The organism is Deinococcus aerolatus (assembly GCF_014647055.1).
Lineage (GTDB): Bacteria > Deinococcota > Deinococci > Deinococcales > Deinococcaceae > Deinococcus > Deinococcus aerolatus.
Window position 1 is genome coordinate 480,603 of the sequence record NZ_BMOL01000001.1, and the last position, 11,571, is coordinate 492,173.

Annotated in this window: 12 protein-coding genes; 8 read left to right on the forward strand and 4 right to left on the reverse strand. The window is 67.8% G+C overall.

Annotated elements, in window-relative coordinates:
- Positions 1–28 precede the first annotated feature (28 nt).
- The 5 genes from IEY31_RS02290 (at position 29) to IEY31_RS02310 (ending at position 3,948) form a co-directional block, all read left to right on the forward strand.
- Positions 29–604: a TerD family protein gene (locus IEY31_RS02290; RefSeq protein ID WP_188968560.1), complete on the forward strand. Its 576-nt coding sequence runs from the start codon at positions 29–31 to the stop codon at positions 602–604.
- A 122-nt stretch (positions 605–726) separates the two neighbouring features.
- Positions 727–1,782, forward strand: a complete 1,056-nt coding sequence (locus tag IEY31_RS02295; RefSeq protein ID WP_229723257.1) for a DUF475 domain-containing protein — start codon at positions 727–729, stop codon at positions 1,780–1,782.
- A gap of 129 nt (positions 1,783–1,911) precedes the next feature.
- Positions 1,912–2,508, forward strand: a complete 597-nt coding sequence (locus IEY31_RS02300) for a sulfite oxidase-like oxidoreductase (protein WP_188968564.1) — start codon at positions 1,912–1,914, stop codon at positions 2,506–2,508.
- 14 nt (positions 2,509–2,522) lie between these two features.
- Positions 2,523–3,074, forward strand: a complete 552-nt coding sequence (locus IEY31_RS02305; protein ID WP_188968566.1) for a mismatch-specific DNA-glycosylase — start codon at positions 2,523–2,525, stop codon at positions 3,072–3,074.
- Between the two features lie 58 nt (positions 3,075–3,132).
- Positions 3,133–3,948 (forward strand): hypothetical protein, encoded by an 816-nt coding sequence (locus tag IEY31_RS02310; RefSeq protein WP_188968568.1) that lies wholly within the window; start codon positions 3,133–3,135, stop codon positions 3,946–3,948.
- 4 nt (positions 3,949–3,952) lie between these two features.
- On the opposite strand, the gene IEY31_RS02315 is transcribed toward IEY31_RS02310, so the two are convergent.
- Positions 3,953–5,404 carry an alpha/beta fold hydrolase gene (locus IEY31_RS02315; protein ID WP_229723258.1) on the reverse strand — a complete coding sequence of 484 codons (1,452 nt, stop codon included), beginning with the start codon at positions 5,402–5,404 and terminating at the stop codon, positions 3,953–3,955.
- A gap of 148 nt (positions 5,405–5,552) precedes the next feature.
- Between IEY31_RS02315 and argJ the strand changes: the two genes are divergently transcribed.
- A complete protein-coding gene (argJ, locus tag IEY31_RS02320; RefSeq protein ID WP_188968570.1) occupies positions 5,553–6,725 on the forward strand; it encodes a bifunctional glutamate N-acetyltransferase/amino-acid acetyltransferase ArgJ in 1,173 nt (390 codons plus the stop codon).
- Positions 6,726–6,815: 90 nt separating this feature from the next.
- Positions 6,816–7,592, forward strand: a complete 777-nt coding sequence (locus tag IEY31_RS02325; RefSeq protein WP_188968572.1) for a hypothetical protein — start codon at positions 6,816–6,818, stop codon at positions 7,590–7,592.
- A 73-nt stretch (positions 7,593–7,665) separates the two neighbouring features.
- Here IEY31_RS02325 and aceA read toward each other — a convergent pair whose 3' ends face one another.
- Together aceA and IEY31_RS02335 are read right to left on the reverse strand one after the other, a co-directional pair.
- Entirely contained in the window at positions 7,666–8,991 is a 1,326-nt protein-coding gene (aceA, locus tag IEY31_RS02330) for an isocitrate lyase (RefSeq protein WP_188968574.1), read from the reverse strand.
- A gap of 280 nt (positions 8,992–9,271) precedes the next feature.
- Entirely contained in the window at positions 9,272–9,904 is a 633-nt protein-coding gene (locus IEY31_RS02335) for an HAD family hydrolase (RefSeq protein WP_188968576.1), read from the reverse strand.
- Positions 9,905–10,169: 265 nt separating this feature from the next.
- On the opposite strand from IEY31_RS02335, the gene IEY31_RS02340 reads away from it, so the two are divergent.
- Complete coding sequence (locus tag IEY31_RS02340) at positions 10,170–11,198, forward strand: DHH family phosphoesterase (protein WP_229723259.1); 1,029 nt, start codon at positions 10,170–10,172, stop codon at positions 11,196–11,198.
- Positions 11,199–11,261: 63 nt separating this feature from the next.
- Here IEY31_RS02340 and IEY31_RS02345 read toward each other — a convergent pair whose 3' ends face one another.
- On the reverse strand, positions 11,262–11,549 hold the full coding sequence (locus IEY31_RS02345) for a glutaredoxin family protein (RefSeq protein WP_188968581.1): 288 nt from the start codon (positions 11,547–11,549) through the stop codon (positions 11,262–11,264).
- Positions 11,550–11,571 lie beyond the last annotated feature (22 nt).

Sequence of the window (11,571 nt, forward strand, 5' to 3'; positions counted from 1 at the left end):
GCTGAGTTACCCAGAAGGACGGAACAACATGGCACTTTCACTGAAAAAAGGCGGCAACATATCCCTGAGCAAGCAGGACGCCAACCTGCAGCGCATCATCGTGGGCCTGGGCTGGGACCCGCGCCCCACCGACGGACAGGCCTTCGATCTGGACGCCTGCGCGTTCCTGCTCAATGCAGGCGGCAAGGTGCGCGGCGATCATGATTTCATCTTCTATAACCAGCTTCGCAGCACGGACGGCAGCGTGGAGCATACCGGCGACAACCGCACCGGTGACGGTGACGGTGACGACGAGGCCATCAAGATCAACCTGACGCAGGTGCCGGCCGAGATCGACAAGATCGCCGTGAGCGTGACCATCGACGAGGCCGAGGCCCGGCGCCAGAACTTCGGGCAGGTGGGCGGCGCGTTTATTCGCGTGGTCAACGAGGACAATGGCCAGGAACTGACCCGCTTTGATCTGGGCGAGGATTTCAGCACCGAGACCGCCGTGATCTTCGGCGAGATCTACCGCCACAGCGGCGAGTGGAAGTTCCGTGCGGTGGGTCAGGGCTACACCGGCGGTCTGGGGCCGCTGGCCCGCAATTACGGCGTGAACGTTTAGACTGAGCGTCCTGCAACAGGCACCCGTTGACAAGACCGGGTGCCTGTTTGGTGGCAGCACGCCACATAATGGAACCGTTGGCCTGTCCACCGCAGAGCGGACAGCCAGCAAGGAGAACAGTAGTGATTCAAAGAGAGTTTGGCTTCGCCTTCGGGGTTACCATTATTGCCCTGATTCTGACGTTCTGGTACGGCTTCAACACCGGCGGGCTGGCCGTGGCGCTGAATTTCCTGGTGATCGCTGTGGTGCTGGGCATCATGGAAGTGTCGCTGAGCTTCGACAACGCCGTGGTGAACGCCTCGGTGCTGAAGAACATGACCGAGAAGTGGCAGCGCCGCTTCCTGATCTGGGGCATCCTGATTGCCGTGGTGGGTATGCGGCTGGTCTTCCCCATCGCCATTGTCGCCATCACGGCGGGCCTGGGCTTCGGCGAGGTGGCCAACCTGGCCCTGAACGACTCGGTCCGTTACGGCGAATATCTGGAAGAGGCCGAGGTCGTGATCAGCGCCTTCGGCGGGACCTTCCTGCTGATGGTGGCCCTGAACTACCTGATGAATCCTGAGAAGGACGAGCACTGGCTGGCGGGCTTCGAGCGCCGTCTGGCCGGACTGGGCAAGCTGGACACCATCCAGGCCATCATTGCCGGCGTGGTGCTGCTGGCCGTCACCCACTTCTTCGTGGTGCCTGAAGAGCAGTTCGCGGCGCTGGTGGCGGGCATGGTGGGCCTGCTGATCTACCTGGCAATGAACGCCATCGGCGGTCTGTTCGATCCCAACGACATGGCGGCCAAGGCAGGCGCTGCAGGCTTCACGGCCTTCATGTACCTGGAAGTGCTGGACGCCTCGTTCTCGCTGGACGGCGTGATCGGGGCCTTCGCCGTGACCAAGGAGATCGTGATCATCTCGGCGGGTCTGGCGATCGGCGCGGTGTTCGTGCGCTCGCTGACGCTGTTCCTAGTTCACCAGGGCACGCTGGCGCAGTACCGTTTTCTGGAGCACGGCGCGCACTACGGCATTCTGGCGCTGGCGGTCATCATGCTGGCCAGCACCAACCGCAACGTCCACATTCCCGAACTGGTCACTGGCCTGATCGGGGTGGCGTTCATCGCAGCCTCCATCTGGTCGAGCGTGCGGGCCAACCGGCGCGAACTGTCCGAGGGCAAGTCTCAACCGAACTGAGTGCAAGGTTGGGCTGGCTGTGGGGGAGGCGAATACGCCTTCCCCACAGCTTTTTTGTTCAGCCTTCCTCAAGCCCAAAACGTATTGCGGCCCATGTCGGCGGCGCGGTCAAGGCGCTTAAATACAGCCATGCTTGGCAAATTCTTCAAGAAACCGGCGGACGACATGGGCGGGCGCGTGCCCCCCGGCCAGAGCCTGACCGCCCGCTTTCCGGTGCTGACCTACGGCCCCGCGCAGAACTACAACGCCTCCGAGGTGGTGGTGCGCATCAGCGGGCTGGCCGGCGAGAAGACCTTTACCTGGGCCGATCTGCTGGCGCTGCCGCAGACCACCCTGACCTACGACATTCACTGCGTGACCCACTGGAGCAAGCTGGACACCGAGTGGACCGGCGTGCGCGTCGCAGACCTGATGGCACACATCGACCTGGACCCGGCGGCCACCCATGTCATGCAGCACAGCGTCGGGGGCTACACCACCAACCTCTCGCTGGAGGATTTCACCCGTCCGGACAACCTGCTGGCACACACCTTTGGCGGCGAACCGCTGACGGCCGAGCACGGTGGTCCGCTGCGTCTGGTGGTGCCACATCTGTATTTCTGGAAAAGCGCCAAGTGGCTGACCGGGCTGGAATTCATGGCTGCCGATCAGCCGGGGTTCTGGGAGAAGAACGGCTACCACATGCGCGGCGACCCGTTCAAGGAACAGCGCTACGACGATGACTGACCGAAGGAAGGCCCATGCCCAGCACCCACACGCCCGCAGCTGAGGGCCATCTGGTGCCTGATGTGCTGCAACCGGGTCTGGCGCTGGTTCTCGTGGGCACCGCGCCCAGCCGTATCAGCGCGGCGAAGCGGGCGTATTACGCTAATCCGGTCAACAAGTTCTGGCGCACGCTGCACGAGGCCGGGCTGACCCCCCGGCAACTGTCGCCGCAGGAGTACCCACAGGTGCTAGCGTACGGCATCGGCCTGACGGACGTGGCGAAACGGCACAGCGGCGTGGACGCGGCCCTGCCGGGCGAGGCGTGGCGGCCCGACGAACTGCGCGACAAGATCAGAACGTACCGCCCGCAGATCATCGCCTTTACCAGCAAGCGCGGCGCGTCCGAGACGCTGGGGAAGCCCACCGGCCGGCTGCCTTACGGGCCACAGCCCGACACGCTGGAGGGCGCGGAGGTCTGGGTGCTGCCCAGCACCAGTCCGCTGGGGCACACCCACTTTCAGCTGGGGCCGTGGCAGGCGCTCGCGGCGCGGGTGGCCGAGGTGCGGGAGAAGCTGAGCGAACCCTGAACGCAGACCGGCGCGGCGCGGGAACTTTCCTCAGCCTCGGGCCGTATTCTTGACCTGTATGGCCCCCTCTGTCACCACCATTCTGACTGTGGCCCGCACCGGCTCGCGCGTGGTGCGTTCCCTGATTCAGCCTCCCCAGCGGGGGCCGGGGCACAGTGGCCTGCGCAGCGTGCGCGAACTGGGCCATGACCCGTGGCTGATGCCAGACGGTTCCGATGGTCTGCGCCGTCAGGCCACCCGGCTGGCGCGGCGCGGCATGGGGCTGGGCAAACTGACGCTGCAGGGTGTGCTGGGGGCGCTGGTGGTCTTCCCCCTACTGCTGATCTTCGGCGTGCTGTTCGCGCTGGGCTTCGATCCGGCAGGCTGGCTGCTGGGCATCACGCTGCTGCTGGGGTTGCTGGGGCTGGTCCGCACGGCGGTCCGCGCCACGCGCCTGATGAACGCGCCGGATGAGGAGGTGCTGCCGCAGCAGGCGGCGGCCCAGCAGCCCAGCCTCCAGGCCGACGAGGCTGGGCTGCTGGGCACCCTGCGCACCCACGAGCGGGCGCTGCCCCCGGCCAGCCGGGTGGCGTTTCACGCCGCCGTGATCGCCACCCGTGACGCCCTGCGCGCCTCGGCGGACGACGCCATGCTGGACCGCGACACCTTCGACGTGCGGCAGGCGGCCCGCGAGGATCTGCCCGAACTGCTGGCCACCTACCGCACGGTGCCGCCCACCCCCGCCAACCAGACCGAACTGCAACGCCAGCTGGGGCTGATCGAGGGCCGCATGGCCGCCGTCGTGCGGGACCGGGAGGCCCAGAAGGGGCGAACCCTGAAGGCGCATGGTCGCTACCTGGAACACAAGTATCTGGAGAAACCGGAAGCGGAGTAATCCGCTACTTTCCGGCCTTCACGCCGCCCATCCAATCCAAGATCCAGCGGGCCACCTGGGCGCTGCGGGCGGCAGTGATGTCGAGGTGTGCCGCCCCCCCCAGGGTCCGCACCGACATGCGCGCCCCCGTGAGCGCGGCGTACCTGCGGTACGCGTCGGCATCCGTCACGCCGTCCTCGGCCGCGATGCCCAGCGCGGGCAGGGACGCCCTGTGCCACACGCGCAGGTCATTCTCAAAGGGGGTGCCGCGGGTGCCCTGACGCACGGCGGCGAGGTCCAGCGACAGCCGGTTGGGAAAGTACCACTCGCTGAAATCGCCCAGCGGGTTCCAGAAGCGGTTCACAAAGTCCTGCGGGTCGGTGGGGGCAGCGGGATCGGTCTGCCAGCCGACAGGCCGACCGCGGTCCTGCTGTCCCGCCACCCAATAACTTTCCTTGCCGCCCAGCACGGCGGCAATCAGGTTGTTTCCCTCTATCGCGTTGGTCGCCTGCCCGGTTTTCAGGGTCAGGAAGGGTAGCAGGGCGTACCGCTGCTCAAGCTGCACCATCGCCGCCGCGAGGTTGGTGGCCGGGTATCCCACCAGCCCGCCCGACGGGGCCAGAGCGCCCGGCTGCGTGGCGGCCAGCCGGGCCTGGGCGGCCGCGCGGCTGGCGAGTGTGGGGCCAAAATACACCGCGTCCACATAGGGGTCTTCGGCCAGCCCCTTCAGGCCGGTCAACGGCCCCAGCACGCCTCCGGTGCCGTCCGCGTAGTTCTGGGGGGTGAGCGGCTGGTTGCTCAGCAGGCCTGGCACGCCGTCCAGCATCACCAGGCCGCGCACGTCATCTGCGCCGCGTCCCCCGCTGGCCACTGCGCTGTCGCCGGACAGGTCGCCAAAATCGTAGGCGGCATACAGCCCGGTCAGGCTGCCGCCCATTGAGTGGCCGCCGATGAACACGTCGGGCGTCAGGCGGCGGGCCTCCTGAACAGCCACGCGCCAGTCGCGCAGGGTCACGTCCAGGCCCCAGTCGCGCATGTACGACACGCTTGCCTTGGCGTGGGGCGGCAGGCCGCCGCGGACAATCTGCGCCAGCCGGGCCGGCCCCGCCGCCGCGATCTCGGCCTGGGGTTCCAGCAGGTTGCTGCGGCGGTCCACCGTCCAGACCGCCGTGCCCGGCCCCAGCGCCACGATCTGCCGCGCCAGCCGGTCAAAACTGCCGGCACCGCCCAGGAAACCCGGCATCAGCAGCAGGATGGTCCTGGGTCTGGCGGGACCGTAGCGCACGGTGATGCTGGCGTTCAGGGCAGGCGGCGTGCCGGGCACCACCACGCTGGGCCGCACCACGCGTACAGCCGGAACCCTCGACAGCACAGCGTTGCTGGGCGTGGTCACGGGGGCGGGAGCCGGTCCGGCGCTCTGCGGGGCCGGGGCACAGGCGGCCAGCACCGCGGACAGGAGGAGGGAAGGCAGGCGCATCCGCCCATGCTGCTCTGCGCTCGGGGGCGGGAAGGTGCGGAGGCTTACGGGGAGCTTGACCAGGGCTTGAGGTGCCGGGGCGGGCGAGGCGGCCCGTCTGCCTATCACGCGCCCTCACCCGCACGCCACGCCGTTCTAAACTCAGGCCATGAGCGCACCCTCCTCCCCTCCCCTCCGCCTCCCCAGGGGCTTTCAGACCGCCGCGCTGGCCGCCGGTATCAAGCCCAGCGGCCGGACTGACCTCAGCACCGTGACCTCCGACACCGGGTGCGTGTGGGCCTTTGCAGGCACGCGCAGCACCACCGCCGCCGCCTGCGTGACGCGCAACCGCGAGCTGTATGCGGCAGGCGGCCCGGTGCGGGCGCTGCTGGTCAACGCCGGGAATGCCAACGCCGCCACCGGAACGCGCGGCGCCCGCGACAACGCGGACCTGGCCGACGCGCTGGGCAGCGTGCTGAATGTCGGCATGGACGGCGTGCTGACCGCCAGCACCGGCATCATCGGCCACCCGCTGCCGATGGACCGCGTGCTGAGCGGCATCGAGCACCTGCCCGAGGCTCTGGGCGACGACGCGGCCAGTTTCGCGGGCGCGATCATGACCACTGACCTGCGGCCCAAGACCGCCTGGGCAGACCTGCCCGGCGGGGCGCGCATCGTGGGCGTCGCCAAGGGCAGCGGCATGATCCACCCGGACATGGCGACCATGTTCGCCTTCGTCTTTACCGACGCGGCGCTGGATTCAGCGGGCCTGCGCGCGGCCTTCTCCGCTGTGGTGGCCCGCACCTTCAATGCCGTGACGGTGGACGGCGACACCAGCACCAACGACATGGCCGTGGTGCTGGCCAACGGGCAGGCCGGTGAAGTGGCCCTGCAGGACTTTCTGCCCGCGCTCGAAACCGTGATGCGTGACCTGGCCCGCCAGATCGCCCGCGACGGCGAGGGGGCCACCCGCCTGCTGACCGTGAAGGTGACCGGCGCGCTGACCGAGGCCGAGGCGCTGACCGCCGCCCGCACCTGCTGCGTCAGCCCGCTGCTGAAGAGCGCCGTGCACGGCAATGATCCCAACTGGGGCCGCGTGATCATGGCGGTGGGCCGCAGCGGCGCGGCCGTGAACATCGAGGGCATGACTGTGGCGGTGCAGGGCAACCCGGTGTTTGCGGGCCGGCCCCTGCCCTACGACGACGCGGCGGTCAGCGCAAGCATGAAGGCTGAGGAGGTCGTTTTCGAGCTCGATCTGGGCGTGGGCGGCGCGTCCGGCGAGGCCTGGGGCTGTGATCTGAGCGCCGAGTACGTGAGCATCAACGCGGATTACACGACCTGACCGTGCGGGTAGCCGGAAACAGGTCCACCCCCACTTGACCCAACCTTCAGAACTGGACCCCGACCCTTCAGACTGGCCTACCCTGCCAGCATGAACACCGCTCCCAGACCACAGCCTGCGCTGGCCCGGCCCCTGGATTTCTCTGTTCCGTCCAACAGATTTGCGGCGGCGGGCAGCCTGGCGGCGGTGCTGGTGGGCCGCGTGGTGCGCGGCAACTGGTGGGACGCGCTGGGCGTGGGCGGCGCGGCCTTCAGCGCGTGGGCCATCGCGCGGGAACTGGACCCGGACTGGCCGCAGACGGCGAACACGGCCCTGCCCGTAGCTGCCGCCGCCGCACTCCTGGGCGGACCGGGCAACCCGCTGACGGCGGCCGCCGCCCTGAGCGGCCTGCGAATGATCGCCGGAACCACCGGGCAGACCGCCACGCCGGCCGATCACCTGGGGCTGCTGGTGCAATCGGCGCTGGCCTCGGCCACCGGGAACCGCTCGGCTGCCCTGCTGAGTTCGGCGGCCCCGCTGCTGACGCCCGAGGCCCACTCCTGGCGGCCCGCGCTGGGCGTGCTGATGCCCCGGCTGTGGCGGGACCGCGCGTCGGGCCTGGCCACGGCTCCCGCCGCCCTGCTGGGACTGGGGGCCGTGGCCCTGACGCCCATGTTCACGGCCCCCGAACCCGTGGGCAGTCCGTGTGACCGCGCCCCCCGCACCGTCCGGGCGGACCAGGTCCAGCGTGCGCGGCAGGCTGCCGTAATCTCGCTGGCGCTGGGGCTGGGCGGCGGAGGCGTGCGCGGGCTGGGGCCGCTGACTGCCGCCGTGCTGACGGTGGGGTTGCGGCGGGTGCAGGCGGGAGCGACCAGAACGGGTTCCTGAATTCCTGTCCCTGGCGGCACGTCAAAAAGGGAAGCCTGTCTCCTGGCTTCCCCCTGTGATCACCCTCTGAGCTTCAGTCGTGTGCGCCTGCCAGTTCGCGCTGTCCGAACTGCTGGGCCTCGGTGCTGCCGGCCAGGGCATTGGTGCTGCTCACTCCCCCGGCGGCGGCGTTGGACACGGCGTCGAAGTAGCCGGTGCCCACCTCGCGCTGGTGCTTGACCGCCGTGAAGCCGCGTTCCTGGGCCGCAAACTCCTTTTCCTGCAATTCCACGAAGCTGACCATCTGGTTGCGGGCGTAGCCGTGCGCCAGCTCGAACATCGCGTGGTTCAGGCTGTGGAACCCGGCCAGCGTGATGAACTGGAACTTGTAGCCCATGCGTCCCAGTTCCACCTGGAACTTGGCAATCGTCTCGTCATCCAGATTCTTCTTCCAGTTGAAGCTGGGCGAGCAGTTGTACGCCAGCAGCTTGCCGGGGAACTCGGCATGAATGGCCTCTGCGAACCGGCGGGCATCATCCAGATTAGGCACGCTGGTCTCGCACCAGATCACGTCGGCGTAGGGGGCGTAGGCCAGGGCGCGGGAGATGGCCTGCTCGATACCAGGTTTGACGAAGTAGAAGCCCTCGGGGGTGCGCTCGCCGGTGCAGAAGGGTTTATCGTTGTCGTCGATATCGCTGGTCAGCAGGTTGGCGGCGTCAGCGTCGGTGCGGGCGATCAGGACGGTGGGCACTCCGCTGACGTCGGCGGCCAGACGTGCGGCGTTCAGCGTACGGATGAACTGGCTGGTGGGCACCAGCACCTTGCCGCCCAGGTGACCGCACTTCTTCTCAGAGGCCAGCTGGTCCTCGAAATGAACGCCGGCCGCCCCCGCCTCAATCATGGCCTTCATCAGCTCAAAGGCGTTCAGCGGACCGCCGAACCCCGCCTCAGCGTCGGCGACGATGGGCGCAAAGTAGTCGATGTCATCCCGGCCCTCGCTGGTCTGGATCTGATCGGCGCGGCGCAGGGTGTTGTTGATGCGCTTCACGACGTCTGGCACGGAGGAGGCGGGGTACAGGCTCTGGTCCGGGTACATCTGCCCGGCGTTGTTGGCGTCCCCGGCCACCTGCCAGCCGCTCAGGTAGATGGCCTTGAGGCCCGCCTTGACCTGCTGCATGGCCTGATTGCCGGTCAGCGCGCCCAGCGCGTTCACGAACGGCTCGTCCTTCATCAGTTTCCACAGCTTGTTCGCGCCGTGACGGGCCAGGGTGAACTCAATGGGCAGGCTGCCGCGCAGCTTGACCACGTCCTCTGCGCCGTAATTGCGCCTGATGCCCTTCCAGCGTTCCTCGGTCTGCCAGGTCTTCTCCAGAATCTCGGCGGGCGTGCGCGGGCTGTGGGTCTGCTGGGACTGGGTCATGGTGGGTCTCCTGGGGGTATGGAAGGCGGTCCTCATCCCTTCCGGGGGAGGTAACTGGATAGTTGGCTGGGTGGGAGGGGGTCCCGTGGTGCTGTGGGAACAGTGTGCCGGAGTCCAGCCCGCCAGCGGGGTGGTTTACCTGTGTCGGCGTGGGGTAAACCACCCCGGCAGGTAAACCATTCAGTGCCGCCCCTACCCGAGAGCTGGCCCACAGCCATGAAAAACCCCTCCCGCAACGGAAAGGGTTGGGGGCGGGGGTTCCGCAGGAGCGACCCGGCGATCAGCCGTTCAGAGCATCCAGGCCCAGCCACGCGGCCAGTTCCCGCTCGAACCGCGCATGGGCCTCGTGGTGGTACAGGATGCCGTGGAAGCCAGCCGCGTTGGCGGCATCGATGTTCTCCTGCACGTCGTCCACAAAGGCGGTCTGGGCGGCCGGAAGCTCCATCGCCGCCTCCAGCGCCGCGAAAGATTCGGGCGCGGGCTTCTTGTGGCCCAGTTCGTTGCTGAACACCAGGGCGTCGAAGCGGGCAAAACGCGGGTCCCGGCGCAGGTGGGCGCTGACCACCGGGTAGTTGTTGCTCAGCAGACCCACGCGCACCCCGGCGGGCAGGGCGGCCAGCGTGGCGTACATCGGCGCGTGATCGGCGATGCTGCCCAGGTACAGCGCCTCGAAGTCGGCGTAGGACAGCGCGGCCCCGGTTTCCTCTGCCATCACGGCCCAGAAATGCTCCAGGGTCCAGGCCCCCACCTCCAGTTGCCGTACGTGGCGGAAATAACTGTCGCGCACGCGCTCCACCGGCACGCCGCTACGCTCAGCCACATTCTGGGTGCTACGCCCATCGAAAGTGCCGACGGTAAAGACGCCGCCCCAGTCAAAGGCAACATGCCGGGCCGCCGCAACAGAAGAATCCATACCCGATTGTGGCGCACCGGACATCAGCCGGCGCGGCGCTGTTCAGATCTGGAGCCGCCAACCAAAATGAGAACCGTAAGACCAGACTATTCGTTTGAAACGATGTTAAATTTTATACAGTTCGGCATCTTCCTATGCACGCTGGAAGTCGGCCCGAAAAAGTTTGTGTGACGCACTTCGCCACGGTGTGAGCGGCTATTTCTGCCAATTTATGCACAATGGGGGGGCATGTGCTGTTCTAACCCGCAGCCGTTATAGTCAGAGAGTGAACGTTTCTAGCAGGAATCACCATCGATATCAGCAGGAGGTCAGGCAAGTTGCTGCCCTGCTGCGCGCCCACGAGGGGCCAGTGGTCATCCTGTCTCACGAGAACCCGGACGGCGACGCCCTGGGCAGCCTGCTGGGGCTGACCCGGGCGCTCCGGGACCTGGGCAAGACGGTGGTTGCCCCGATGGATGTGCCGCGCTACCTGCGCTTCCTGCCCGCTCCCGGCGAGACCAGCGCCCCGCTGACGGTGTGGCCCGAAGGGGCACTGGCCGTGGTGGTGGATGTCGACAACAACGACCCCGACAGGGTGGCAGGCGCAGACCTGCGGCAGTTTCGCGGTGAGGTCATCAATCTCGATCACCATGGCACCAACCAGCGGCGGGCCACGGCGGGCGTGGTCGATCCGGCGCAGCCGGCGGCGGTGATGATCGTGGCCGACGTCCTGAGTGAACTGGGCGTGACCTGGACCGAGCAGATCGCCACACCCCTGATGCTGGGCCTGATCACCGACACCGGCAGCTTCAGATTTGACAGCGTCACTCCAGAGACGTTTAGCAGCGCTGGCCGGCTGCTGGCCCACGGCGCGCGGCTGGGCTGGATCAACGACCAGATGGGGCAGCAACCCCGCGCGTACTACCTGCTGCTGCGCGAGGTGCTGGACACCATGGAGTTCCTGCGTGGCGGCCGGGTGGTGATGGCGCGGGTGGACGCCGCCATGCTGGCGCGGGCCGGGGCGAGTTGGGAAGACGTGGAGAATTACGTGGGCATGCTGCGCAACTCCGAGGGCGCGGAACTGGCCGTGATGATCAAGGACTTCGGCGAGCGAATCAAGCTGTCGCTGCGCTCACGCGGCGGGATCAGCGCGCAGAACGTGGCAGTGGCGCTGGGCGGTGGCGGCCACGTCTCGGCCTCCGGCGCCAGTCTGAGCGAGGCGTACCCGGCGATGCGCCGCCGCCTGGAACATGCCATCGAGGCCGAGCTGGAACGGGTGGACGGGCAGGGTGCGTCCGTGGCCGCCGTGAACTGATCCCTTTGCGGGGGATGGGCTGGGATGGGCTGCCCACCGGTTGTAGTTGAAGCGTGCTCCCCCTCAGCCGCCCGGCAGGTCCGGTATCGGCGTGGTGTGCGCTGCCGCAGCGCGGATCAGCTGAATCTTGATGGCGCTCAGGCGGGCCGGGCTCAGGACGCCGCGTGCCAGCACCCGGTCGCCCAGGGTCAGCACCGGCACGTCGTCGCCGTGACGCTGCCGCCACTCGGGACGGGCGTCCACATCCAGCGTTTCCACCCGGAACGCCAGTCGGGCCAGGTGGTCCTGCGCCTGCTCGCACAGGTGGCAGCCCGTTCGGGTGTACAGGGTCAGCACGGGTAAGTCAGCCATTGTTCCCAGATGCTAGGGCATG

Bases quoted from the DNA above. Each gene is read 5' to 3' on its own strand.
- IEY31_RS02290 (WP_188968560.1), top strand. From the start codon at position 29: ATGGCACTTTCACTGAAAAAAGGCGGCAACATATCCCTGAGCAAGCAG.
- IEY31_RS02300 (WP_188968564.1), top strand. From the start codon at position 1,912: ATGCTTGGCAAATTCTTCAAGAAACCGGCGGACGACATGGGCGGGCGC.
- IEY31_RS02305 (WP_188968566.1), top strand. From the start codon at position 2,523: ATGCCCAGCACCCACACGCCCGCAGCTGAGGGCCATCTGGTGCCTGAT.
- IEY31_RS02310 (WP_188968568.1), top strand. From the start codon at position 3,133: ATGGCCCCCTCTGTCACCACCATTCTGACTGTGGCCCGCACCGGCTCG.
- IEY31_RS02315 (WP_229723258.1), bottom strand. From the start codon at position 5,404: ATGCGCCTGCCTTCCCTCCTCCTGTCCGCGGTGCTGGCCGCCTGTGCC.
- argJ (WP_188968570.1), top strand. From the start codon at position 5,553: ATGAGCGCACCCTCCTCCCCTCCCCTCCGCCTCCCCAGGGGCTTTCAG.
- IEY31_RS02325 (WP_188968572.1), top strand. From the start codon at position 6,816: ATGAACACCGCTCCCAGACCACAGCCTGCGCTGGCCCGGCCCCTGGAT.
- aceA (WP_188968574.1), bottom strand. From the start codon at position 8,991: ATGACCCAGTCCCAGCAGACCCACAGCCCGCGCACGCCCGCCGAGATT.
- IEY31_RS02335 (WP_188968576.1), bottom strand. From the start codon at position 9,904: ATGGATTCTTCTGTTGCGGCGGCCCGGCATGTTGCCTTTGACTGGGGC.
- IEY31_RS02345 (WP_188968581.1), bottom strand. From the start codon at position 11,549: ATGGCTGACTTACCCGTGCTGACCCTGTACACCCGAACGGGCTGCCAC.